At 61.2% G+C, this 22,889-nt stretch carries 23 protein-coding genes and 1 pseudogene; 17 read left to right on the top strand and 7 right to left on the bottom strand.

Annotated elements, in window-relative coordinates; genetic code table 11:
- Positions 1 to 60: 60 nt before the first annotated feature.
- Together F2982_RS11225 and F2982_RS11220 are read left to right on the top strand one after the other, a co-directional pair.
- Positions 61 to 1,191, top strand: a complete 1,131-nt coding sequence (locus tag F2982_RS11225; RefSeq protein ID WP_203427852.1) for a putative sugar O-methyltransferase — start codon at positions 61 to 63, stop codon at positions 1,189 to 1,191.
- A 626-nt stretch (positions 1,192 to 1,817) separates the two neighbouring features.
- Positions 1,818 to 2,372: a hypothetical protein gene (locus F2982_RS11220; protein WP_203427851.1), complete on the top strand. Its 555-nt coding sequence runs from the start codon at positions 1,818 to 1,820 to the stop codon at positions 2,370 to 2,372.
- 339 nt (positions 2,373 to 2,711) lie between these two features.
- Here F2982_RS11220 and F2982_RS11215 read toward each other — a convergent pair whose 3' ends face one another.
- From F2982_RS11215 to F2982_RS11205, 3 genes are all read right to left on the bottom strand, one after another.
- A complete protein-coding gene (locus F2982_RS11215) occupies positions 2,712 to 3,764 on the bottom strand; it encodes a tyrosine-type recombinase/integrase (RefSeq protein ID WP_203427850.1) in 1,053 nt (350 codons plus the stop codon).
- Positions 3,765 to 3,830: 66 nt separating this feature from the next.
- Positions 3,831 to 4,118, bottom strand: coding sequence for a hypothetical protein (locus tag F2982_RS11210; RefSeq protein WP_203427849.1), 288 nt, complete (start codon positions 4,116 to 4,118; stop codon positions 3,831 to 3,833).
- A gap of 143 nt (positions 4,119 to 4,261) precedes the next feature.
- Positions 4,262 to 4,471 (bottom strand): hypothetical protein, encoded by a 210-nt coding sequence (locus F2982_RS11205; protein ID WP_112720226.1) that lies wholly within the window; start codon positions 4,469 to 4,471, stop codon positions 4,262 to 4,264.
- A 187-nt stretch (positions 4,472 to 4,658) separates the two neighbouring features.
- Here F2982_RS11205 and F2982_RS11200 point away from each other — a divergent pair, with 187 nt between their 5' ends.
- The 3 genes from F2982_RS11200 (at position 4,659) to F2982_RS11190 (ending at position 7,672) form a co-directional block, all read left to right on the top strand.
- Complete coding sequence (locus F2982_RS11200; protein WP_203427848.1) at positions 4,659 to 6,422, top strand: cation:proton antiporter; 1,764 nt, start codon at positions 4,659 to 4,661, stop codon at positions 6,420 to 6,422.
- 115 nt (positions 6,423 to 6,537) lie between these two features.
- On the top strand, positions 6,538 to 7,134 hold the full coding sequence (locus F2982_RS11195; RefSeq protein WP_112720224.1) for a YqaA family protein: 597 nt from the start codon (positions 6,538 to 6,540) through the stop codon (positions 7,132 to 7,134).
- A 22-nt stretch (positions 7,135 to 7,156) separates the two neighbouring features.
- The gene (locus F2982_RS11190; protein WP_130284212.1) at positions 7,157 to 7,672 is read left to right on the top strand and encodes a disulfide bond formation protein B; all 516 of its coding nucleotides are present in this window, start codon (positions 7,157 to 7,159) and stop codon (positions 7,670 to 7,672) included.
- 15 nt (positions 7,673 to 7,687) lie between these two features.
- Here the strand turns inward: F2982_RS11190 and F2982_RS11185 are convergent, their stop codons facing one another.
- Both F2982_RS11185 and F2982_RS11180 read right to left on the bottom strand, forming a co-directional pair.
- Positions 7,688 to 8,245 carry an HNH endonuclease gene (locus tag F2982_RS11185; RefSeq protein ID WP_112720222.1) on the bottom strand — a complete coding sequence of 186 codons (558 nt, stop codon included), beginning with the start codon at positions 8,243 to 8,245 and terminating at the stop codon, positions 7,688 to 7,690.
- A gap of 111 nt (positions 8,246 to 8,356) precedes the next feature.
- Positions 8,357 to 9,043 carry a DNA-3-methyladenine glycosylase 2 family protein gene (locus F2982_RS11180; protein ID WP_203427847.1) on the bottom strand — a complete coding sequence of 229 codons (687 nt, stop codon included), beginning with the start codon at positions 9,041 to 9,043 and terminating at the stop codon, positions 8,357 to 8,359.
- Between F2982_RS11180 and gluQRS the strand changes: the two genes are divergently transcribed.
- Positions 9,042 to 9,920, top strand: coding sequence for a tRNA glutamyl-Q(34) synthetase GluQRS (gene gluQRS, locus F2982_RS11175; RefSeq protein ID WP_203427846.1), 879 nt, complete (start codon positions 9,042 to 9,044; stop codon positions 9,918 to 9,920). The two genes, F2982_RS11180 and gluQRS, sit on opposite strands and share 2 nt — an antisense overlap.
- Here the strand turns inward: gluQRS and F2982_RS11170 are convergent.
- Positions 9,885 to 10,849 (bottom strand): annotated as a pseudogene (locus F2982_RS11170) (YihY/virulence factor BrkB family protein). The gene gluQRS and the pseudogene F2982_RS11170 sit on opposite strands and share 36 nt — an antisense overlap.
- A 76-nt stretch (positions 10,850 to 10,925) precedes the next feature.
- Here F2982_RS11170 and F2982_RS11165 point away from each other — a divergent pair.
- The 7 genes from F2982_RS11165 to F2982_RS11135 all read left to right on the top strand — a co-directional run bounded on the left by F2982_RS11165 (position 10,926) and on the right by F2982_RS11135 (position 16,288).
- Positions 10,926 to 11,759, top strand: coding sequence for an SDR family oxidoreductase (locus F2982_RS11165; RefSeq protein ID WP_203427845.1), 834 nt, complete (start codon positions 10,926 to 10,928; stop codon positions 11,757 to 11,759).
- Between the two features lie 18 nt (positions 11,760 to 11,777).
- Positions 11,778 to 11,981, top strand: a complete 204-nt coding sequence (locus tag F2982_RS11160; RefSeq protein ID WP_112386119.1) for a twin transmembrane helix small protein — start codon at positions 11,778 to 11,780, stop codon at positions 11,979 to 11,981.
- A gap of 23 nt (positions 11,982 to 12,004) precedes the next feature.
- Entirely contained in the window at positions 12,005 to 12,583 is a 579-nt protein-coding gene (locus F2982_RS11155; RefSeq protein WP_203427844.1) for a cob(I)yrinic acid a,c-diamide adenosyltransferase, read from the top strand.
- Positions 12,584 to 12,617: 34 nt separating this feature from the next.
- Positions 12,618 to 13,373 (top strand): rhomboid family intramembrane serine protease, encoded by a 756-nt coding sequence (locus F2982_RS11150; protein WP_203427843.1) that lies wholly within the window; start codon positions 12,618 to 12,620, stop codon positions 13,371 to 13,373.
- 180 nt (positions 13,374 to 13,553) lie between these two features.
- Positions 13,554 to 14,303, top strand: coding sequence for an electron transfer flavoprotein subunit beta/FixA family protein (locus tag F2982_RS11145; protein WP_203427842.1), 750 nt, complete (start codon positions 13,554 to 13,556; stop codon positions 14,301 to 14,303).
- A 23-nt stretch (positions 14,304 to 14,326) separates the two neighbouring features.
- Positions 14,327 to 15,256, top strand: coding sequence for an electron transfer flavoprotein subunit alpha/FixB family protein (locus F2982_RS11140; protein ID WP_203427841.1), 930 nt, complete (start codon positions 14,327 to 14,329; stop codon positions 15,254 to 15,256).
- Between the two features lie 150 nt (positions 15,257 to 15,406).
- On the top strand, positions 15,407 to 16,288 hold the full coding sequence (locus F2982_RS11135) for a 3-hydroxybutyryl-CoA dehydrogenase (protein WP_203427840.1): 882 nt from the start codon (positions 15,407 to 15,409) through the stop codon (positions 16,286 to 16,288).
- Between the two features lie 6 nt (positions 16,289 to 16,294).
- On the opposite strand, the gene F2982_RS11130 is transcribed toward F2982_RS11135, so the two are convergent.
- Positions 16,295 to 16,957, bottom strand: coding sequence for a TlpA disulfide reductase family protein (locus tag F2982_RS11130; RefSeq protein ID WP_199627819.1), 663 nt, complete (start codon positions 16,955 to 16,957; stop codon positions 16,295 to 16,297).
- A 41-nt stretch (positions 16,958 to 16,998) separates the two neighbouring features.
- On the opposite strand from F2982_RS11130, the gene argH reads away from it, so the two are divergent.
- The 4 genes from argH (at position 16,999) to F2982_RS11110 (ending at position 22,826) form a co-directional block, all read left to right on the top strand.
- Positions 16,999 to 18,402, top strand: a complete 1,404-nt coding sequence (gene argH, locus F2982_RS11125; RefSeq protein WP_203427839.1) for an argininosuccinate lyase — start codon at positions 16,999 to 17,001, stop codon at positions 18,400 to 18,402.
- A gap of 96 nt (positions 18,403 to 18,498) precedes the next feature.
- Complete coding sequence (locus F2982_RS11120; RefSeq protein WP_130284234.1) at positions 18,499 to 18,693, top strand: lipoprotein; 195 nt, start codon at positions 18,499 to 18,501, stop codon at positions 18,691 to 18,693.
- 12 nt (positions 18,694 to 18,705) lie between these two features.
- On the top strand, positions 18,706 to 19,974 hold the full coding sequence (gene lysA / locus F2982_RS11115) for a diaminopimelate decarboxylase (protein ID WP_203427838.1): 1,269 nt from the start codon (positions 18,706 to 18,708) through the stop codon (positions 19,972 to 19,974).
- 164 nt (positions 19,975 to 20,138) lie between these two features.
- Complete coding sequence (locus F2982_RS11110; RefSeq protein ID WP_246777429.1) at positions 20,139 to 22,826, top strand: TIGR02302 family protein; 2,688 nt, start codon at positions 20,139 to 20,141, stop codon at positions 22,824 to 22,826.
- Positions 22,827 to 22,889: the final 63 nt, after the last annotated feature.

Here is a 22,889-nt window from a genome sequence, read left to right as displayed (position 1 = left end):
ATCAGAAAGCGTAAGGAAAGGTGTTGATGCATTTCCTTTGCGTTCGAGGTTGGACAAAAGATGAAACTGAAGACACGGCTTAGGATCTTCCGGAACGCGAAATTTACGCGTCTTCCAAAAGTCACTCGCCTATGGATCGATCCTCCCCAGGCGGAAATTTCCGCCCAGCAGCCCCACTGCAATCTTTCCGACGAATTCCTTCTTCGTGTCTCGAATGCATATCGGCTTGCCCCCAAAGACACGGCGCAACCAGACATCTGGAACGATCTGAGAAGCAAAAGCAACGAAATGAGGTTAGCGCTCGAGAGTGCCGACATAGCTGAGATGCGCCGTCTATTTTCAACTCTTCTGACTGGCACCACGGCGACCGGATACGCTCATACGGTCCATAGCGCTCAATCTGATTGGCAGTGGGGTAGGGAGTACTTCTCAACGCGCTGTCGAGATGCAATCCTGGCGCTGGCGGAGGCTGTAGGAGTCATCGGTGTGGCTTCGACAGAGCAAACCTCATGGGATAAACTCATAGGGCGGCAGAACGGTCTCTTGGAGCCGACTATTGAAGCCATTGAGCATCGCCTTGGTCACTCTCTCGCGCCAGTTGACTTCGGCTCTGCCCCTATCGCTAGAATCGACAATCGCTGGATCAATCCTGATTTCGTCCGTCAAGCGTACGTTCCCTATAGAATCGAACAAATTGGAATAGGAAAAGATGATCCCATTATCGAAATTGGCGGTGGTCTTGGTCATGTCGCCCGGTACGTTATCGTCAGAGGTTACACAGACTATACAATAGTCGATCTCCCGTTTGTGTTGGCGACCCAGGCCGCGTTTCTTGCTTCAGCACTTGGGGAAGCCGCCGTATCTTTGTTTGGGGAAGAGAGGCGGGCAGCATCAATTTCGCTTCATCCCGCAAATATTAGTTTTCCGGATCGGCGTTTCGCCCTCGCCATCAATATGGACTCATTGCCGGAGATGGCCGAAAAGTACGTTTTGTCCTACTTAAGCCAACTTAAGCGTAATGCGATGCTATTTCTTTCTGTAAACCAGGAGGCTGGTAAGCGAGGACAACATATAGTTTCGAATCTAGCCGATAAGACCGAGGGCTTTTGCCGGTTAAGTAGGCACCCTTATTGGATGGAGCAGGGGTACGTTGAAGAGTTATACAAGCTCCAGAATGAGGCGATCGACTAGGAAGGTTTCGATAACACGCGAAGCTGCAGACCGCTGAGGAGCCGTTCCAGGCAGATCTTCGAGAACAGGGAAGACGAAGAAAGGCCAAGCGCCGCGCTGAACTCTTCCGTGCCCGGCCCTCCGATCGAGATTCGCTTGATCGGCTCCCCCGTGACAGAATTCAGTATGCCTCCGCCGCCATATGATCGGTAAGGCGGCGATCTCCCATCCCGGATCTCCCAAGCGCCAGTGCACGACTGTGTGGTTCAGAAGGTGGATTTCGTTGAAGGGCAGGGTGTCGATCATTGCGGGAATATCGGCGCAGTGACCGGCCGGGTCAATCGGTCGGACGCTCGATCCCATTCAGCTCAAGCTGCCGGTGGTACCACTCCTCGACCGCCCGCATAGCCTCCCGACCTTCTCCTACATATCCGCTATGGGGCAATAGCCTCTTCGGAGCGCGGCGGATCGTTCCCCCGGTCCAAAGCCATTGATCTTTCATCGGCCCATTGGTCTGCCGCTGAATCCTCCCAATGCAAACATCTCCGTCATACCCCGACCAGTCGTTATCGGTGGGTATGTCATTCTTGTCGATCTTCGTCCGGCGCCAATGGTAAAGGGGTCGGTAGGGCATGAGATGCCGATATGTGGGGCGCGTCATTCAAAATGCAAAGCAATTCGGTGTAACCTCGCTTCGCCTCACATTTCGCCAAACACTTGGCAATGTGAGCTTCTGGTGCTCCGGCATGGGGCTCAAGCACCCGCAAATTGCATACGCCGTGATTGTAGGCTACGGATGCAGGGGCAGAGAGGGGAGCGCCTTGACTCCGAAACGACCAGACATTCCCAACTTTAGCCCCTTCAATTCCGTGAAGCTGGGTAGTGGCGTCCTCGGGAAAACGGCCCCTGTGATGGTCGCGTTCCTGATCATGATGGCAATTGCAATCTGGCGCATACCGGAAAGTGGCGTGTTTTTTGTCACTGGTCTCGCCGTTCTGGCGGCGGCCTTAGTTGCAGCCTACGTTTTTGTCGCTTTCCGCTACGCGGAGCGAAATCCTGGCGCCGCTGTTCTGGAAGGGCTGCATCTTGTAAAGTATCAACAAAATGAGATCGCTGCGAGCGATCCAAGGATCATCGATATCTCTCCAGAAGGTGCACAAAATTCGCCCCCACCAACAAAAAATACGATCCAAGACGGGTGAGCTGCGATGATTAAGATTTACCTAGTATCTATCCGGTGGATCCAGACTCCCCAAAACGCCGAGATGATTGATAGCATTCTCGGCACGCACGGAGATTGGTTGCGATGGAACGGCTGGACGTGGTTCGTGTCGACATCATTTGCGCCGACGACGCTAAGGACGGCTCTTATGTCTCGTCTACACGTCAACGATAACCTCATCATTTGCGAGGCAACGAAGTCCACCTTGGAAGGCTGGGCGCCTCAGTGGACATGGGACTGGTTCAACGTCAGGTGGGCCAACGACAGCAACCCTCCACCCCCACCGCCACCGCCACCCAAGATCGGATCGCTGTTCTAATCAGAAAGCCTCATCGAATTGGAACGAATTAAAGCGGTCTGCGGCTGCTCGGCTCGCATCTCTCCGCGAGTGTACGTATGTTCCGAGGAAGACTTCGGGACTTTTCCAATCACCGGCATCCATCGCTGTCTTTATGTCCAGGCCCATATCTATCGCGTTGGTCGCAAAGGTATGCCTGCCGCAGAGGTGGCTGGACTTGTAGCTGATCTCCGCCCGCCTACAGACCGCCAGAATGCGTTCATTAACCGAATGCCGGTTGGTGTAACGAAACACTCGGTCGCTGTCGGCCGCGCCCTCTCGCATGTCATGGAGGCGGCGCACGACCTCGTCGGTCAGGTGGCGCAGCGAGTTCGCCCCGGTCTTCGTCTTGACGAGAAGCGCCTTGCGCCCGGCGAGATCGACATCCTTCCATCGTACATTGATTGCCTCGCTAATTCGCGCCGCGGTCTGCGACATGAACAGCACGATCGCGGCGACATGCGGCAGACCGTCCTTGGCGCATTGCCGGATGAAGGAGTGCATCCAGACTGGTGATGCCGGCGTTTTTCGCCTCGGCGGTTCCTCCTTCAGCTTCCTGATGCGAATAAGGCTGCACCAGCCGCGCTCGTAGCCGTGATTGATCACGGCTCGCGCCGGGGTCAGTGCCTGGCGATTTCGCGTAGCGTTGCTCTGCGTCGGGTACAGCGCGGACGCCATCTCCTTCACATCGAACGGGAAGATCGAGGCGAGTGGCCGATTTCCGAAATGCTCGATGATCGGCTGAATGTGCTTTCCGTCGCCGCCGTGCTTGAGATAGCTGGCTGCGGCTTCGGCGAATGTCTTCTCGCTGGTGACGGGCACCGCTGATGAGATGAAAACCTGATGCGTCATGCATCCTCCAAGATATCGTGTTCTTCTTGGCCTCCGGTAACCCGAAGGAGCGAATTCAAAGCCTTGGCCATAAGGGGGCGTTAAATTTGCGACCCCCAAAAGGTGCGGGCGGTTGTGCAAATTCGACAATGAATTCAAAGGGGCATGTAAACGCGGTGCGGGCGCGTAGGCCGTTGAAAACATTGCGATGTTTTACAACGGCATGGGGCACCACTCCTCAGCAAAGCAGCTCTCAGCGCTCTCCTGACCCTACTTGTTCTTCAGCAGCCACATCTTGCCGGCCATGGTGATGCCGTAGACATCCTTGGCGGCGTCGGTGTCGAGGTTGCGGCGTTCGATGAGGCCGGAGTTGCTCAGTTCCACGATGGACTTTGGCGTCACGGACTTGATCTTCTGCGGGCGCTCTTTCCACCGGTCGTTCTTCGCGTAGGTCACGGTGGCATTCTCATGCGTCCACTTGTTGGTGGGCTGAGGATGGAGGTCGCCGTCCTTTGCAAGCTTCAGCGCAGAGATGAGGGCGGGTGTAAGTTCGGTCATAATTGTAAAAGGCCTGTTCTAAGTTTCCGAGGGGGCCTTAGCACACATTTGCGGCAACACCTCAAAAAAGCGGCCGGATTTGCATTTTCTGCATGAATGCGCGGCAGATCCATCACAGCGGCGCCCGCTGGGAGGCCGCCCTGCTAGTGGATCAGCTGCAGCCTGATCTCTTCCTTCGCCGCAAACGACCGGCATTCCGCCAGGTCGTCGCCCACGAAGATCACGTCGCCGTCCTCGTCGAACACGCCCCAGCACGCCTCGTCTTCGAGCAAGACCTCGCGGACATAGCCGAACTCGACGGTATCCTCGGAATAGTAGGTGGCTGACGCAGCAACAGTTCCTAATTCTCGCATGGAAATCTCCAATGAGATGGCATCGACTGTTTTAGTGCGCACTCATATTGCGTCCCGAAACTGGCTTCAGGCTGTTGCAACTTTTGCGGATTATCTGCGGGAAGCGCTGCGGCGCCTCAAATCAAGTGTTTAATTCTGCTCATCCTTCGTTCTAAAGTGGCGCCGCATTCAACACCGAGGGAAAGACGTGCATCAGGAAGCAACCCTTATCGCGACGGTGGCCGTAAGCTTCGTCTTTGCAGCGGTGCTCGGCTATGTGGCGGACAGGCTGCGGCTGCCGCCGCTGGTCGGCTATCTGATGGCCGGCATCCTGATGGGCCCCTTCACGCCGGGCTTCATCGCCGATACCGGGCTTGCAAGCCAGCTCGCGGAAATGGGCGTCATCCTGTTGATGTTCGGCGTGGGCCTGCATTTCTCGGCCGGCGACCTCCTGGCCGTCAAGGGCATCGCCATTCCGGGCGCCGTACTGCAGATCGTCATCGCCACACTGCTTGGCGTTGCGCTCTGCTCCTTCTGGGGCTGGGGGCTCGGCGCCGGTATCGTCTTCGGGCTCAGCCTCTCGGTTGCCAGTACCGTCGTCCTGTTGAAGGCGCTGGAGGAGCGAAATCTCGTCAATTCCGCCAGCGGCCGCGTGGCGATCGGCTGGCTGATCGTCGAAGATCTGGCCATGGTTCTGGCGCTCGTGTTGCTGCCGGCGCTGGCCGAACTGCTCGGCGGCCATGCGAGCGATGCGCTCGCCCATGGCGGCGGCCTGCCGCTGCCCTTGACCATCGGCCTGACGCTGCTCAAGGTCGGCGCCTTCGCGGTCATGGCCGTCGTGCTCGGCCCCAAGGTGGTTCCCTGGCTTTTGACGCTGGTGGCGCGTACCGGTTCGCGCGAACTCTTCACGCTTGCGGTTCTGGCGATCGCGCTGGGCATCGCCTTCGGTTCGGCCGCCATCTTCGGCGTGTCCTTCGCGCTCGGCGCCTTCTTCGCCGGCGTCGTCATGAGCGAGTCCAACCTCAGCCATCGCGCCGCCGCCGATTCCCTGCCGCTGCAGAACGCCTTCTCGGTGCTGTTCTTCGTCTCCGTCGGCATGCTCTTCAATCCAGCGGTTCTGGTGAAGGAGCCGATGGCAGTGTTCTGTGCACTGCTGCTGATCATCGTCGGCAAGGCGATCATTTCCTTCGGCGTCGTGCTTCTCTTGCGCTATCCCGTCGGCATGGGCCTGACGGTCGCTGGCGGCTTGGCGCAGATCGGCGAATTCTCCTTCATCCTCGCCGGTCTCGGTGTTTCGCTCGGCCTGATGCCGCAGGAGGGCCAGGATCTGATCCTTGCCGCCGCCATCCTGTCGATCACCCTCAATCCGCTGGTCTGCTTTGCCGCGGAGGTCGCGCATAAGAAGGTGCACAAGAAATGGCCGCACCTTTACGACGGCTACGGCCGCAAGCGTCTCGACATGCTGGGCCGCGAACTCGAAAAGAACCGGCTTCTCAGCGAAGAGCGCGAGCGCGAACATCAGCTCGAAATGCAGAAACTGGTCGAAACTTTCCCGCTCTTTGCCGAGGTCGATGAACATTCGCAGGAGGAGCTGTTGCTGCTCTTCCGCCCGAAATCGGCTCTGCCGGGCGAACGCGTGGTACGCAAGGGCGACCGCGGCGACGGCATGTATTTCATCTCCTCGGGCGCCGTCGAGGTTCGCGTCAATGGCGGACCGGTGGCGCTTGAGGCGGGATCCTTCTTCGGCGAAATGGCGCTTCTCTCCGGCGGGCGCCGCACGGCCGATGTCATCGCTATCGATTTCTGCCAGTTCCTGGTTCTTGAGCGGCGCGACTTCAACATGTTCTCGGCCCGCCACCCGGCGCTGAGGGCTGCCGTCAGCGAAATGGCGCGCGAGCGCACGGAGATGAACGTGATGCGCGCCAAGCGCGCCAAACAGGCCGAACAACACGAGCCCTCGACGGAAAGCTGACGGCGCGAGATCACGAAAAATTTCCACGCCGGCGCCGCTATCATTGCCATAGTCGGCATTTACAGCGCCGGACCGGCCCCCTAATGCTTTTGCACCGCAGCACGAAAGGAATGGAATGCTCCGCAGACTTTACGACTGGACCATGTCTCTCGCCGCCCGCAAGTCGGCCGAAGTCTGGCTCGCCGTTATCGCCTTCGTCGAAAGCTCCGTCTTTCTCGTTCCGGCCGATGTGCTCTATCTGCCGATGGCCCTTGCCAAGCCCGAGCGCGCCTATCGCTACGCGCTGGTCGCGACTGTCGCCTCCGTTCTCGGCGGCATCGCCGGCTGGGCACTCGGCTACTACGCCTATGATGCGATCGCCCGCCCCGTTCTGGAATTCTACGGCAAGCTCGATGCCTTCGAGCAGCTGAGGGTCTATATCCACGACGAGTGGGAAATCCTGCTGCTGCTTCTGGTAACCTCGGGTCTCGCGCATCTGCCGCCGATCAAGGTGGTCACCATTCTCGCCGGCGTCATCCACATGAACCTCGGCTTCTTCGTCATCTCGGCGATCATTGCCCGCGGCGCGCGCTTCTTCTTCCTCGCCTGGCTGCTGCGCCGCTATGGCGAGCCGATCCGCGATTTCATCGAGAAACGCCTCGGCCAGCTGGCGGCGATTGCCGCAGTCGTGCTGATCGCGCTCGGCGTCGCCTACAAGTTAATTGCCCACTGAGCCCAACTCGCGGAGTTCCGCCATGACTGCCATTGCCTCGCCCCTCACCCGTCCAGTCCTCGTTTATTCGCTGGTCCTGGCTGTCGCCATGGCTGCCGTCGTCGGCACCGCGCTCGGTTTCCAGTATATCGGCGGCTACATTCCCTGCGAGCTCTGCCTGATGCAGCGCCAGCCCTACTATTATGCCATTCCGATCGCCCTGCTCGGTGCTGTCGGTTCGCTTTTCCGTTTGCCCAACTGGATGTGCCGCGCGCTACTTCTCGCCGCCGGCATGCTGATGGTCGTCGGCGCCGGCATGGGCGTCTATCACTCCGGCGTCGAATGGCACTTCTGGGCTGGCCCGACCGCCTGCTCGACCACGGCCGGCAGCATGACCGAGAATGCCGGCGACCTCCTGACGGAGCTCAACACCATCAAGGGTCCGTCCTGCACCGACGCAGCGCTGCGCGTGCTCGGCCTGTCCTTTGCGGGCTGGAACGTGATTGCAAGCCTCGTGCTCGCGGCCTTCGCCTTTATCGGCGTCCGCAAGTCGGCCTGAATATGGCTACAGCCGTCAGGGCTGCAGTTCGCTATCCCAGTAGAGATAGTCGAGCCAGCTGTCGTGCAGATAGTTCGGCGGAAAGAGCCGGCCGTTATTGTGCAGGTCCTGCACTGTCGGCTGATACGGCTTTTGATGCGGGAACATGCCTGCCTGCTTCGGTAGCTTGCTGCCCTTCCTGAGATTGCAGGGGGAGCAGGCCGCCACGACATTCTCCCAGGTCGTCTCGCCGCCATGAGCGCGCGGGATGACGTGGTCGAAGGTCAGGTCGTTGTGATCGCCGCAATACTGGCACTCGAACTTGTCGCGAAGGAACACGTTGAAGCGCGTGAAGGCGGGATTACGGGACGGCTGAACGTAGGTCTTGAGGCAAACGACACTGGGAAGCCGCATCGAAAAGCTCGGAGAAGACACCGAGTGTTCGTACTCTGCGATGATATTCACACGGTCAAGGAAGACCGCCTTGATCGCGTCCTGCCAGGACCAGAGCGACAAGGGATAATAACTCAAAGGCCTGTAGTCAGCGTTCAGGACGAGCGCCGGCAGGGCCTGGGGGGAGACTGCAATCGTCAAGGGACTCTCCTGATCGATTCGGCATCTGCATCCTTATATTAGGCCGGTTGTGACAGCCTTGTGAAGTCCAATAAATTCAGTCAATAACGGCAATTCGATGAGTGTTGCAGATCAGGCGACCGGCACGAGGCCGCGGCCGAGTTTCTGGGCATAGTAAGCCCAGAAAAGCCTTGCGGCGACGGACCTCCAGGGCGACCACGCTTCCGCCATCGCAGCCAGCGCTTTCGCCTGTGGCCGTTGAGCGAGACCGAATGCCGCGGCCACGGCATTCTGCAGCGCCACATCGCCGGACGGAAAAATATCCGCATGGCCGCAGCAGAACATCAGATAGACCTCCGCCGTCCAGGGGCCGACACCCTTCAGCGTTGTCAGTGCATGCAACGCCTCGCCCGGCGGCAGTACCGAAAGTGCTGTGAGATCGAGGTGCCCGGCGGCGACGGCGGTGGCGATCCCCGAAAGGGTCGTGGCCTTGGCCCGGGAGAGCCCGAACTCCCGCCACGCCTCGTCATGCAACATCACATAGCTCTCGGCGGTCAGCTCGCCATCGGCAGGCAGCATCCGCCGCCAGATCGCCTCGGCGCTCGCCCGCGACACCATCTGCGAGACGATGATATGCGCCAGTCCGGCAAATCCCGGCTCGCGCAGCCGCAGAGGCAGCGGTCCGGCATCGGCGGCGACGACGGAAAGGCGCGGGTCGAGGCGCAGCAATTCCGACAGTCCCTGCTCGACATCGCCTTCGTTTCGAATGATCTGCACGTCGCCTCGCGGTGGTTTCGAATCCGTGGCAGAAGAAAGCATGACAACGACTCAGCGTCAAAAGCCCGTCTTCCGTTTTGCCCCAAGCCCGAACGGGCCGCTGCATCTCGGCCACGCGCTGTCCGCCTTCATCAATCAGGACATGGCGAAGGCTTCGGGCGGCCGTTTGCTGCTGCGCATAGAAGACATCGACCTGACGCGTTGCACACCCGATTTCGAGACCGGCATCTATCGGGATATGGACTGGCTTGAAATCGACTGGGAAAAACCGGCCCGCCGCCAGTCGGAACATTTCGGCGAGTACCAGGCAGCGCTTCAAAAGCTGATCGACCACGGCCTCGTCTATCCGTCCTTCATGACCCGCGGCGAGGTGAAGGCCGAGGTTACGGCATTCGAGGCCAATGGCGGCAGCTGGCCACGCGATCCCGACGGCTCGCCGCATTATCCCCCACGGGACCGGGGACTGACGCAGGACGAGCGCGAGGAACGGCTGAGATCAGGCGCCAAACATGCCTGGCGCCTCGATACAAGGCGTGCGCTCGATGAGGTTGGCGCCAAGCTCGATTGGACAGAAACCGGCGATGGCGAGACCGGCACGATCAAGGCCGATCCGGCGGCATGGGGAGACGTGATCCTGTCGCGCTCAGATGCGCCTTCGAGCTACCACCTGTCGGTCGTCCTCGACGACGCCCTGCAAGGCGTCACGCATGTCGTGCGCGGCATGGACCTTTTCCACGCGACCTCGGTCCACCGGCTATTGCAGTCCCTGCTCGGGCTTCCCGCACCGATCTACCATCACCACCGGCTGATCACCGATGCTTCAGGCCGCAAGCTGTCCAAGAGCGAGGGCGATACCGGGCTGGCGGAACTGCCCAAGGGGCTCTCAGTGGCCGGCGTCAGGCAGCTTGTCGGTCTCTGAGCGCTTGTGGCCGTTGCCGCTCAGGAAGTTGCGCTTGAAGATCGCCCGTACCCGGAATTTCAAAAGCGCCGCATTGAGCTCCGCCCCGATGATGAAGATCACGCCGACCATATAGAGGAAGATCAGTACCACCATGACGGAGGCCAGACCCGCATAGGTCGCGGTGTAGTTGGCGAAGGTGGCGAGGTAATAGGCAAAGATCAGCGCCCCCGCGAGCCAGAGCAAGAGCGTCAGCAGCACCCCGGGGATGACATCGAAAACCTTCCGGCGCCCTGCCGGAAGCCAGAGATGGACGACAAGCAACCCCAGCGTCAGCATGACCAGCGTTCCGTAGATACGCCAGCTGAAGACGATCTCCAGCGTATCGACGATGACAGGCAGCCACTGGCGGATCGTATCCGGCACCCACTCGAACGTATCGTTGTGCAGCAACCATTCGCGGGCATAGTTCAGCCCGACCGGAACGGCGACCAGCAGAATGCTGATCGCGGCGAAGATGATCACCGCAACCAGCACATATCCAAGGCTGGCGAGGCGGGTGAAATACCAGGGCCGCGTCTCCTGAACCCGGTAGGCGCGGTTGAGCGAAATGCGCAAAGCCTCGACGCCGTTGGAGGCGAAATAGGCCGCCGCCAGCACCGAGATCGTCAGCAGTCCACCGCGCGGGATGGTCAGAACCTGCACGACCTGATCAGCCAGCGGTTTGGCGATCGCTTCCGGCCAGGTATCGAAGATGATGTGGATCGCCGTCATCGAAAACTGATCGGCGCCGAGGAAGTTCGCAAGCGCCGTTCCGAAGATCAGGAAGGGAAGACCGCAAGCAGCGTCGACAGCGCCACGTGGCTCGCCATGGCGAAGCCGTCGTCCTCGATGAGATGGCAGATCGCGTCATAGACCACCTCATAGAGCGTGCGCATGATCTTCGGCATTCCATCTCCGGCTCTGACGATTGTAACCTCGGTGCGAATATGGGAAACGAGTCCCAGTTTGTACAGGAATCATTGAATGGCTGAACCGCGCACAATCATCGTTACCGGATGCTCGTCCGGTATCGGTGCCCATTGCGCACGCGCCCTCAAGGCCGATGGCTGGAGGGTCTTCGCCACTGTACGGAAACAGGAAGATCTCGGATCGCTTGAGGCCGATGGCATCGAAGCCTTCCGCATGGATTATGCCAATGGCGATTCCATCGCCGATTTCATGCGTGAGGTGGAAGCGCTCTCGGGCGGGCGGATCGACGCGCTCTTCAACAACGGCGCCTACGGCCAGCCGGGCGCCGTCGAAGACCTGACGACCGACGTGCTGCGCGAACAGTTCGAGACGAATTTCTTCGGCTGGCACGACCTGACGCGCCGGGTGCTGCCGCTGATGCGCAGGCACGGAAGCGGCCGGATCGTCCAGTGCTCTTCCATCCTCGGCGTCGTGCCCTATCGTTACCGGGGAGCCTATACCGCATCGAAGTTCGCGCTCGAAGGTCTGAGCGTCACCCTCAGGATGGAACTGCGGGGCAGCGGCATCCATGTGAGCCTCATCGAACCGGGGCCGATCGCCTCTCGCTTCACGGCCAACGCGCTCGCCAAGATCAACGAACACATCGATGTGCGCGGCTCCGTGCATGCGGCAGATTATCGCCGCCAGCTCGCCCGCCTTGACGGCAGCGGTCCGGTCAGCCGACATAAACTACAACCGGATGCGGTTTATGCGGTGCTGAAACACGCATTGAACTCGAAAAATCCGAAGCCACATTATCCTGTAACGGTTCCGGCAAAGCAGGGCATGATGCTGAAGAGGCTGCTGCCTGCAGATCTCTTCTACCGCCTGATGCGCTGGACCGACTGACCAAGAAAGCCGAATGCCATGTCCACGGCCACTTACATTCTCGCCATCATCGTCATGGGCCTCGTCGCCCTGGTGCTGATCCGCGGCCTCTTCAACATGATGAAGGGTGGCGATTCCAATCTGTCGAACAAGCTCATGCAGCTGCGCGTGCTCTTGCAGGCGATCGCCGTCATCCTGATCATGCTGACACTGTGGCTGACCGGCGGCGGCCGCCCGACCTGACGCACTGACAACCGGGGGATCGATTGGTCAAGCTCAACAAGATCTACACCAAGACAGGCGACGACGGCACGACGGCACTGGTTTCCGGCCCGCGGCGACAGAAGCACGATCTGCGCGTCGAGGCCTATGGCACGATCGACGAGACCAATTCGGCGATCGGCATCGTCAGACTGCATACGGCGGACCTGCCTGATCTCGACCGGATGCTGATGATCATCCAGAACGACCTCTTCGATCTCGGCGCCGATCTCGCAACGCCCGATACCGGCAAGCCACTCGACTACGAGCCGCTGCGCATCGTCGCCGCGCAGGTGACGCGCCTGGAAGGCGATATCGACACGCTGAATGCCGATCTCGAGCCGCTGAAATCCTTCGTGCTCCCGGCCGGCTCCCCGGCATCAGCGCATCTCCACCTCGCACGCACTATCTCCCGGCGGGCCGAGCGTCTGATGGTGGCGCTGTCGCGCACCGAAGGCGAGATCGTCGGCGCCGAGGCGCTGAAATATGTGAACCGCCTCTCGGATTTCCTCTTCGTCGCCGCCCGTCATGCCAATGACCGGGGCCGCGCGGATGTGCTTTGGGTTCCCGGAAAAAACAGATAGGGTCCGGCATCGACATAGCCGGGGGCGGCCTTCCATGTTCATTCCGTTGCATGATGCCAACACGCTGAAGCACATCAAGGTTCAGTGGGTGACGCTTGGACTGATTGCCGCCAATGTCGCGATATGGCTGTTTACCGGATTTGCAGCACCCGATCTCGCCAAGGCGGCGACCGTCGGGCTCGGCTATATCCCCGCCGTCGCCTTCGACCATGCGATCCTGCCGCCGGAACTGGAGCTCGTCCCCGAGCCGCTGACCTATATCAGCTACGCCTTTCTGCATGGCAGCTTCTGGCATATCGCAGGAAACATGATCTTCCTCTGGGTCTTCGGCGATAATGTCGAGGATGCGATGGGACACATCCGCTTCCTGGTCTTCTATCTTGCCTGCGCCGCATTCGGCGCGCTTTGCCACGGCCTGCTGGCAACGGAGTCCCAGGCGCCGCTGATCGGCGCGTCCGGCGCCATATCCGGCGTTGTCGCAGCCTATGTCGTTCTGCACCCGCGGGTGAAGGTCTGGGTTCTCGTCTTCTTCCGCGTGCCCCTGCCTCTCCCGGCCTTCATTCCGCTATTGCTCTGGATCGGCCAGCAGTTCTTCATGCTGGTCATCAATCGCGACGGCGATGTCTCCTGGGGCGCGCATGTCGGCGGCATCATCGCCGGCGCCATCCTCATCGTCTTCTTCCGGCGGCGCGGCGTTCCGCTTTTCGACCGGGAGATCGTCACGCCCCGCGCCGTTCGCAGCACGCCGGCAATCCGGCGCACGGTGGCGACCGAAGATGGCACCTCCTGAGCCCACAGCCACAATATTGACGTTCACGTAAACGTAATATATTTCCCTTCTCCAATTTGTCTGTCTGCGACTGGCAAGCGTTGTGTTTGGAGGAAAAACGCGTATCCATGTCGCCATTCGACAATCGGAGCAGCGCCGAAGCGCGCATTTTCTTGGCGAAAGAGTTGAAGGAAGGACCCCATGAAAATTCTCGTCCCAGTGAAGCGGGTGGTTGATTACAACGTTAAGATCCGCGTCAAGCCTGACGGTACGGGTGTTGAGCTCGCCAACGTCAAGATGTCGATGAACCCGTTCGATGAGATCTCGGTGGAAGAGGCTCTGCGCCTGAAGGAAGCCGGCAAGGCCGAGGAAGTGGTCGTCGTCTCGATCGGTCCGGCCAAGGCCGAGGAAACGCTGCGCACCGCGCTCGCCATGGGCGCCGACCGCGCCGTTCTCGTCGAGACCGACGATGCTGTCGAGCCGCTCGCTGTTGCCAAGATCCTGAAGGGCGTCGCCGACGCTGAACAGCCCGGCCTCATCATCGTCGGCAAGCAGGCGATCGATGACGACTCGAACCAGACCGGCCAGATGCTCGCCGCCCTCCTCGGCACAGCCCAGGCAACCTTCGCCTCGAAGATCGAGATCGGTGACGGCAAAGCAACCGTGACCCGCGAAGTCGATGGCGGCCTGCAGACGATCGACGTCAAGCTCCCGGCTGTCGTCACCACCGACCTTCGCCTCAACGAGCCGCGCTATGCCTCGCTGCCGAACATCATGAAGGCGAAGAAGAAGCCGCTCGACAAGAAGAGCCCGGCTGATTTCGGCGTCTCCACCGAGCCGCGCCTCAAGGTGCTGAAGACCGAAGAACCGTCCGGCCGCAAGGCAGGCGTCAAGGTCAAGTCGGTCGCCGAGCTCGTCGAAAAGCTTAAAGTCGAAGCTGGCGTCCTCTAAGGTTCGAGAAAGGATTTACCACCATGGCCATTCTTCTTCTGGCTGACCACGACAACGCAACCCTTTCCGACCAGACCGGCAAGGCACTGACGGCCGCTTCCAAGATAGGCGGCGACGTCCATGTGCTGGTCGCCGGCAAGGGCGCCAAGGCTGCTGCCGATGCGGCTGCCAAGCTCGCAGGCGTCTCCAAGGTTCTGCTCGCCGAAAGCGACGAGCTCGCCAACAATCTGGCCGAGCCGCTCTCCGACCTGATCGTCTCGCTGGCCGGCAGCTACGACACGATCATCGCGGCTGCGACCTCGACCGGCAAGAACGTGCTGCCGCGCGTTGCCGCCCTGCTCGATGTCGCGCAGATCTCCGAGATCATCGAAGTCGTCTCCGCCGACACCTTCAAGCGCCCGATCTATGCCGGCAACGCGATCCAGACGGTTCAGGCAACCGACGCCAAGAAGGTCATCACGGTGCGCACCGCTTCCTTCGCTGCTGCGGCAGAAGGCGGCTCGGCTTCGGTCGATGCCATCCCGGCCGTTTCCGATCCGGGTCTGTCGACCTTCGTCAAGGACGCACTCTCGGCCTCCGACCGTCCGGAACTGACCTCCGCCAAGATCATCATCTCAGGCGGCCGCGCGCTCGGTTCTGCCGAGAAGTTCCAGGAAGTCATCCTGCCGGTTGCCGACAAGCTCGGTGCCGCCGTCGGCGCCTCGCGCGCTGCCGTCGACGCAGGCTACGCCCCGAACGACTGGCAGGTCGGACAGACCGGCAAGGTCGTCGCTCCGCAGCTCTACATCGCCTGCGGCATCTCGGGTGCGATCCAGCATCTCGCCGGCATGAAGGATTCGAAGGTCATCGTCGCCATCAACAAGGACGAGGAAGCCCCGATCTTCCAGGTCGCCGACTACGGCCTCGTCGGCGATCTCTTCGACATCCTGCCAGAGCTGCAGAAAGCTCTCTGAGCGGGCAGGTTGCCGGTTTTTCGCACTTGCGAATGACTGGAAAATTATCTTTTATGGCGCTACTACTGCTGCCGGGCGATCCATTTGCCCGGCAATTTCATTAGAAAATACGGCAGCGCTTTCGGGGGTGACTGCTGCGGGGGTTTGGAGATGAGCGCGGTGTTGAAGACGATCGGTATTGTCGGTGCGGGCCAGATGGGTTGCGGCATCGCGCATGTTTCGGCTGCCGCAGGCTACAAGGTCCATATCTACGACCTCAGCCAGGAGCGCATCGAATCGGGCCTGGCAACCATCAACGGAAACCTGGCTCGTCAGGTAACCAGCGGCAAGATGACCGACGAGGAGCGCAAGGCGGTCCTTGCACTGATTTCCGGCTCCGCCAATCTCAACGACCTCGCCCCTTCCGATCTCGTCATCGAGGCTGCAACCGAGGAAGAGGCAGTCAAGCGCAAGATTTACGCGCAGGTCTGTCCTGTCCTGAAGCCGGAAGCGCTTCTTGCTACCAACACCTCGTCGCTGTCGATCACCCGCCTTGCATCGGCGACCGACCGCCCCGAGCATTTCATGGGCATCCATTTCATGAACCCTGTTCCGGTCATGAAGCTCGTGGAGCTGGTGCGTGGCATCGCCACCGACGAGACGACTTTTGCGACCGCCAAGGCCTTCGTGGCCTCGCTCGAAAAGACAGTCACCGTCGCCGAAGACTTCCCGGCCTTCATCGTCAACCGCATCCTGCTGCCGATGATCAACGAAGCGATCTATACGCTTTACGAAGGCGTCGGCACCGTCGACGCGATCGACACCGCCATGAAGCTCGGCGCCAATCATCCGATGGGCCCGCTGCAGCTTGCCGATTTCATCGGCCTCGACACCTGCCTGTCGATCATGCAGGTCCTGCATGACGGCCTGGCGGATTCGAAATACCGCCCCTGCCCGCTGCTGGTGAAATATGTCGAAGCCGGCTGGCTCGGCCGCAAGTCCGGCCGCGGCTTCTACGATTACCGCGGCGAGGTTCCGGTTCCGACCCGCTGACCGGCCTTACAGGCCGATCGCGCCCTTGATCAGCGCTTTCGCATCCTCGCTGTCCCAGGCAGCCGGACCGTTCATCGCCGAGATCAGGCATCCCTTGTCGTCGAGCAGCAGCGTGACCGGCAGCCCGAAGGCCAGGCCTTCCTTCTTCAGATTGTTGAACACGCCGATCGTGTTGTCGCGATAGAGCTTCAGGGAATCGACGCCGGTTTCGCTGAGAAACGCCTTCGGCTTCTCGTCATCGCCCGTATCGATATTGACGGCGACGACCTGGAACTTGTCGCTACCCATATCCTTCTCCAGCGCATTCAGCGCCGGCATCTCTTCGCGGCAGGGCACGCACCATGTGGCCCAGAGATTGAGAAGCACGGTCTTGCCGGCAAAACTGTCGAGCGTCACCGGCTTGTTGTCGGCATCGTTGAAGGCAACCGTTGTCAGCTTGCGCGGCTCGTTGGCGGCAACCATGGCGGCAACCTGCCCCTTGGCGAGGGGCGTAATCTTCTGCGCCAGATCCTTCGCAGCAGCGCATTGGCCGGACGCCGTTTCGCCGCCGCCATTGCCAGACCCCGTCTCCTTAATGTAAACCGCTGCCGCACCGGCAATTATGCCTGCAACGGCGGCTATCGAGATCAGTTTCAGGGATGGCAGCCCAAGCGGCTTTCTTGTCGTCATTTCATTCTCCAGGACATGCATCCTCAAGGCAGGCAGCTTCGATGGCCGACGGCAACACGGACACCAAATCCTCCAACCAGATGTGGGGCGGGCGTTTCGCTTCTGGCCCCGATGCGATCATGGAGGAGATAAATGCCTCGATCGGTTTCGACAAGAAGCTATTCGCTCAGGATATCCGCGGGTCGATCGCCCACGCGACGATGCTTGCCCATCAGGGCATCATTTCCGGCGACGATAAGGACAAGATCGTTCACGGGCTAAACACGATCCTGTCAGAAATCGAAAGCGGCAATTTCGAATTTTCGCGTCAGCTCGAAGACATTCACATGAATGTCGAGGCGCGCCTCGCAACGCTGATCGGCCCCGCTGCCGGCCGCCTGCACACCGCTCGCTCGCGCAACGACCAGGTGGCGCTCGACTTCCGCCTCTGGGTGAAGGAAGAGCTGCAGAAGACCGAGGCGATGCTGACGAGCCTGATCGCCGCCTTCCTCGACCGCGCCGAAGAGCACGCCGAAAGCGTCATGCCGGGCTTTACCCATCTGCAGACCGCTCAGCCCGTCACCTTCGGCCATCATTGCATGGCCTATGTCGAAATGTTCGGCCGCGACCGTTCGCGCGTGCGCCACGCCATCGAGCATCTCGACGAAAGCCCGATCGGTGCTGCTGCCCTTGCTGGCACGGGCTACCCGATCGACCGCCACATGACCGCGAAGGCCCTCGGCTTCCGCGAGCCGACCCGCAACTCGATCGACACCGTCTCCGACCGTGACTTCGCCATCGAATTCCTGTCGATCGCCGCGATCTGCGGCATGCACCTGTCGCGCCTTGCCGAAGAAATCGTCATCTGGTCGACGCCGCAGTTCGGCTTCGTGCGCCTGTCCGACGCCTTCTCGACCGGCTCCTCGATCATGCCGCAGAAGAAGAACCCTGACGCTGCCGAGCTCGTGCGCGCCAAGACCGGCCGCATCAACGGCTCGCTGGTCGCGCTGCTGACGATCATGAAGGGCCTGCCGCTCGCTTATTCGAAGGACATGCAGGAAGACAAGGAACAGGTCTTCGACGCCGCCGAAAGCCTGGAACTGGCAATTGCCGCGATGACCGGCATGGTCCGCGACATGACCATCAACACCGCGCGCATGAAGGCGGCGGCCGGTTCCGGTTACTCGACCGCCACCGATCTGGCCGACTGGCTGGTGCGCGAAGCCGGCCTTCCCTTCCGCGACGCCCACCACGTTACCGGCCGCGCTGTCGCGCTTGCCGAAAGCAAGGGCTGCGATCTGGCGGAGCTTCCGCTCGCCGACCTGCAGGCGATCAACTCCGCCATCACCGACGCCGTCTACAGCGTCCTGACGGTGGAAGCATCGGTGGCCAGCCGCAAGAGCTTCGGCGGCACGGCGCCCTCGGAAGTGCGCAAGCAGATCGCCTACTGGCGCGGCCGCAACTGAGTTCCGGCCGCCGCTATCAGCGCAACAATCAGGGTGCACAAGCTGGATAAACTTCGCTATGAAGGTGTCCAACAGCGCCGCTCCAAGAGGAATCCCATGCAGACCAGCTTGCCGCACCTCATCCGCCTGACGGTCGTTTTCGCCGTCATCGGCCTTGCCGTTGCCGGATGCGGTCGCAAAGGTGATCTCGATCCGCCGAGCGCGATGGCAACGAAGGGTGGCGATTCCTCCAAGCCGACGAAACAGCCGGGTGTCGCAGACAAGCCTTTCCTTCTCGATCCCCTGCTCTGATAGGCTAAAGCCGTGAACCATTTCGAGTACCGCGACGGCATCCTCTACGCCGAGAACGTTCCCGTTCCCGACATCGCCAAGGCCGTTGGCACCCCCTTCTACTGCTATTCCACCGCGACGCTGGAGCGCCACTACCGCGTCTTCGCCGAAGCCTTCAACGATGTCGACTCCATGGTCTGCTACGCCATGAAGGCGAACTCGAACCAGGCGGTGCTGAAGACCCTCGGCAAGCTCGGCGCCGGTATCGACGTCGTTTCCGAAGGCGAGCTGCGCCGCGCGCTCGCCACCGGCATCCCGGCAAACCGCATCATGTTCTCCGGCGTCGGCAAGACGCCGCACGAGATGGATTTCGCGCTCGAAGCCGGCATCTACTGCTTCAACGTCGAGTCCGAACCGGAACTCGAGATCCTCAACCAGCGCGCCGTCAAGGCAGGCAAGAAGGCTCCCGTTTCTTTCCGCATCAATCCTGATGTCGATGCCAAGACGCATTCGAAGATCTCGACCGGCAAGAAGGAAAACAAGTTCGGCATTTCCTGGGAACGCGCCCGCGCCGTCTATGCGCGCGCCGCCACCCTGCCGGGCATCGAGGTTACCGGCATCGATATGCATATCGGCAGCCAGATCACCGAGCTGCAGCCCTTCGACGACGCCTTCAAGCTGTTGCGCGATCTCGTCGATACGCTGCGCGGCGATGGCCACGACATCCATCACGTCGATATCGGCGGCGGCCTCGGCATCCCCTACAAGGACGACAACAACCCGCCGCCGCTGCCCGACGCCTATGCGGCGATCGTCAAGAACCAGCTGCGCAGCCTCAACTGCAAGATCGTGACCGAGCCCGGCCGCCTCATCGTCGGCAATGCCGGTATCCTGGTGACCGAAGTCCTCTATGTGAAGGATGGCGGCGAGAAGACCTTCGTCATCGTCGATGGCGCGATGAACGATCTGATCCGCCCGACGCTTTACGAAGCCTATCACGAGATCAAGCCTGTGGTGATTTCGGCCGCCAACGCTCCGCGCATCAAGGCCGATATCGTCGGCCCGGTCTGCGAGACCGGCGACTACCTGGCGCTCGACCGCGAAATGGCGATGCCGAAGCCCGGCGACCTCTTCGCCGTGATGTCCGGCGGCGCCTATGGCGCGGTCCAGGCGGGCACCTATAACAGTCGCCTGCTGGTGCCCGAAGTCCTCGTCAAGGGCTCCGAGTTCCATGTCATCCGGCCGCGACGGACCTACGAGGAGCTGATCGGCCTCGATTCCGTCCCGGCTTGGCTCGACTGACGGAAGCATCACTTTTTGGCGACTGGGCGTGAAAAACCGGCATTAGCAGCCGGTCGCCCTCGCCTTCGCCACAAAGAGTGTTATCCTTTCAGCATGCGAGCGAATTGCTGAGCAATCGCCGGAAGCGCCCACTGTTACTCTAACACGCCATGGCGGAGACCGGATTGAAGAAGAGCCCAGGCAGGCAGGGACATGGTGCATTTGCCATCAGGCCATCTCTTGCGAGGCTGGTTGCGGTAAAGCGGCTCTTCGCGCGTGTCGTCCTCCTTTCCGAGCAAATCTTGCCGCCGCTGGTGCCGGTTCTTTCGGTCATCGCGCTTTATCTGGCCGCCTCCTGGTTCGGCCTTTTCCGCAGCGTCCCCGATATCGCGCGCATTCTGCTGCTGATCGCCTTCGCCGGAGCGCTGATTGCCGCACTAATCCCGTTCCGCCGCCTGCGCTGGCCGGGTACGGCGGAAGCCGACCGCCTTCTCGAAGAGCGCAACGGCCTGCCGCACCAGCCGGTCACCGTGCAGGAAGACGAACCGGCCTTCGACACACCCTTCGCCCGTGCCCTTTGGCGCGAACACCAGACGCGCATGGCCGAGAAGATCGCGGCACTCGATGCCGGTTTCCCCCGCCCCGATATCGCCAAACACGACCGCTTTGCCCTTCGCGCCATTCCGGCGCTGCTCGTCGTCATGGGCTTCGGCTATTCGCTGTCGACCAATGGCGGCTCGATCGCCGACGCCTTCCAGCCACCGGTCGAGCAGGGGGAAAGCAATCCGGCCGTGCGCATCGACGCTTGGGTCACGCCACCCTCCTATACCGGCCGTGCGCCCGTCTACCTCACGGCAACAGGCACCGAACAGGCGCCCATCAACGTCCCGCAATTCTCCAACCTGACGGTGCGCGTCAGCGGCGGCCAGGCCGACGAGAAGGTCGTCTTCAAAAAGGAGAACGGCGAGGCGAAAGAGATTGCCGCTGAAAAGCAGGCAAGCCAGCAGCCGCTTGGCGCGCCGCAGCAACCCCAACAGCCGCAGCCACAGCAGATGGCAGCCGGCGAAACACCCGTTCCCGCAGCGCAGACGCACCTGATGAAGCTTGAGGAAAACGGCGCGCTGCAGGTGAATGGCCGAAACTGGACCTTCAACGTCATCCCCGACAAGGCACCCGAGATCGCCTTCGACGGCATCCCGAAGGCAACCGTCAACGGCGCGCTGGAGATCAAGTTCACCGCCAAGGACGATTACGGCATCCAGGAAGCCCATGCCGAAATCCTGCCGGTCGAGACCGATCCGTCAGCCAAGCCGCTCTACCCGCTTCCCGATTTCCGCCTTGAGATTCCGCGCCGTAATGCGCGCGACGCAAAGGGCGTCAGCAGCAAGAACCTGACCGAGCATCCGCTCGCCGGCAAGCGAGTCCGCGTTACGCTCGTTGCCAAGGATGGCGCCGGCCAGATCGGCCGCAGCCCGCCGCACGAAATGACGTTGCCTGCCCGTCCGTTCAACGAGCCGCTGGCCGCAGCTGTTGCCGAGGAGCGCCAGGTCTTCGCGCTCGATACCCGCAAGATGCCCGAGGCGATCGCGCTGAACGAGGCGCTGACGATCCGCCCCGAAGAGACGATCCCGAAGCTCACCAATTACCTGCTGATCGAATCCGCATTGGCGCGTATGAAGCTCGCCAGGACCGACGAACAGCTGAAGGACACCGCCGACTATCTCTGGGACATCGCCCTCGGCATCGAGGATGGCGACCTTTCGCAGGCGGAGCGTAACCTGCGCAACGCCCAGCAGAACCTCGCCGACGCCTTGCAGCGCAATGCGCCCGACGCCGAGATCAAGAAGCTGATGGACGAGCTTCGCAAGGCGATGAACGACTACATGAAGGAGCTCGCTCAGCGCATGCAGAATGCGCCGATGACGCAGCCCAACCAGAATGCGCAGATGCTGCGGCAGCAGGATCTGGAGCGCATGATGGACCAGATCGAAAACCTTGCCCGCTCCGGCAACCGCGATGCGGCCCAGCAGATGCTGTCCGAACTGCAGCGGATGATGAATAACCTGCAGGCAGGCAGGCCGCAGCAGGGCCAGCAGCAGCAGGGCGACAACAGCCAGATGCGCCAGCAGATGGACAAGCTCGGCAAGATCCTGCGCGATCAGCAGCAGCTGATGGAACAGACCTTCAAGCTCGATCAGCAGCTGCGCGACCGCATGCAGCGCGGCGACCCAGACATGGGCATGAACGATCCGCTGCTGGACAACATGATGCCCGGCCAGGACGGCGAGCAGCAGGATCAGGGCCAGCAGCAACAGCAGGGCCAGAACGGTCAGCAGGGCGACCAGCAGTCGAATGAGATGACCGAGCAGCAGCTGCGTGACGCGCTGAAAAAGCTGCGCGAGCAGCAGGACGCACTCGGCAAGCAGCTCGGCGAGCTGCAGAAGGGTCTCGGCGACATGGGCATGAAGCCCGGCCCGGGCTTCGGCCAGGCGCAGCGCGAGATGGAAGGCGCCGGACGCGAACTCGGCCAGGGCCGCGGCGATACCGCCGTCCAGGGCCAGGGCCGCGCGCTGGAAGCGCTGCGCCAGGGCGCCCGCGACATGATGAGCCAGATGATGCAGGCGCAACAGGGCCAGCAGGGTCAACAGGGACCGAACGGCCAGGTTGGCCAGGGTGACCAGAACGGCCGCGATCCGCTCGGTCGTCCGCGCCGAGCCGACGGCCCCGATTTCGGCGACACCGTCAAGGTACCCGACGAGATCGACGTCCAGCGCGCCCGCGAGATTCTCGATGCCATCCGCGAGAAGCTCGGCAACAACCCGCCGCAGGAAATGGAGCGGCGTTATCTGGAGCGGCTGCTCGATATTCAGTGATCGGGCGGCTGAAGGGCTCGCGTTTTTCGGTCAGCTTCGTAATGTCAATCTTGACGATTGACG

This window comes from Rhizobium sp. BG4 (assembly GCF_016864575.1).
In the GTDB taxonomy this organism is placed as follows: Bacteria; Pseudomonadota; Alphaproteobacteria; order Rhizobiales; family Rhizobiaceae; genus Rhizobium.
This window is presented reverse-complemented; position numbering and strand designations above follow the sequence as displayed.

Excerpts from the sequence above, each read along its gene's own strand:
- F2982_RS11145 (WP_203427842.1), top strand. The coding sequence starts at position 13,554 with ATGAAAATTCTCGTCCCAGTGAAGCGGGTGGTTGATTACAACGTTAAG.
- F2982_RS11130 (WP_199627819.1), bottom strand. The coding sequence starts at position 16,957 with ATGACGACAAGAAAGCCGCTTGGGCTGCCATCCCTGAAACTGATCTCG.
- F2982_RS11195 (WP_112720224.1), top strand. The coding sequence starts at position 6,538 with ATGCTCCGCAGACTTTACGACTGGACCATGTCTCTCGCCGCCCGCAAG.
- gluQRS (WP_203427846.1), top strand. The coding sequence starts at position 9,042 with ATGACAACGACTCAGCGTCAAAAGCCCGTCTTCCGTTTTGCCCCAAGC.
- F2982_RS11215 (WP_203427850.1), bottom strand. The coding sequence starts at position 3,764 with ATGTTTTCAACGGCCTACGCGCCCGCACCGCGTTTACATGCCCCTTTG.
- F2982_RS11160 (WP_112386119.1), top strand. The coding sequence starts at position 11,778 with ATGTCCACGGCCACTTACATTCTCGCCATCATCGTCATGGGCCTCGTC.
- F2982_RS11225 (WP_203427852.1), top strand. The coding sequence starts at position 61 with ATGAAACTGAAGACACGGCTTAGGATCTTCCGGAACGCGAAATTTACG.
- argH (WP_203427839.1), top strand. The coding sequence starts at position 16,999 with ATGGCCGACGGCAACACGGACACCAAATCCTCCAACCAGATGTGGGGC.
- F2982_RS11140 (WP_203427841.1), top strand. The coding sequence starts at position 14,327 with ATGGCCATTCTTCTTCTGGCTGACCACGACAACGCAACCCTTTCCGAC.
- F2982_RS11210 (WP_203427849.1), bottom strand. The coding sequence starts at position 4,118 with ATGACCGAACTTACACCCGCCCTCATCTCTGCGCTGAAGCTTGCAAAG.
- F2982_RS11190 (WP_130284212.1), top strand. The coding sequence starts at position 7,157 with ATGACTGCCATTGCCTCGCCCCTCACCCGTCCAGTCCTCGTTTATTCG.
- F2982_RS11135 (WP_203427840.1), top strand. The coding sequence starts at position 15,407 with ATGAGCGCGGTGTTGAAGACGATCGGTATTGTCGGTGCGGGCCAGATG.
- F2982_RS11120 (WP_130284234.1), top strand. The coding sequence starts at position 18,499 with ATGCAGACCAGCTTGCCGCACCTCATCCGCCTGACGGTCGTTTTCGCC.
- F2982_RS11165 (WP_203427845.1), top strand. The coding sequence starts at position 10,926 with ATGGCTGAACCGCGCACAATCATCGTTACCGGATGCTCGTCCGGTATC.
- F2982_RS11205 (WP_112720226.1), bottom strand. The coding sequence starts at position 4,471 with ATGCGAGAATTAGGAACTGTTGCTGCGTCAGCCACCTACTATTCCGAG.
- F2982_RS11180 (WP_203427847.1), bottom strand. The coding sequence starts at position 9,043 with ATGCTTTCTTCTGCCACGGATTCGAAACCACCGCGAGGCGACGTGCAG.
- F2982_RS11150 (WP_203427843.1), top strand. The coding sequence starts at position 12,618 with ATGTTCATTCCGTTGCATGATGCCAACACGCTGAAGCACATCAAGGTT.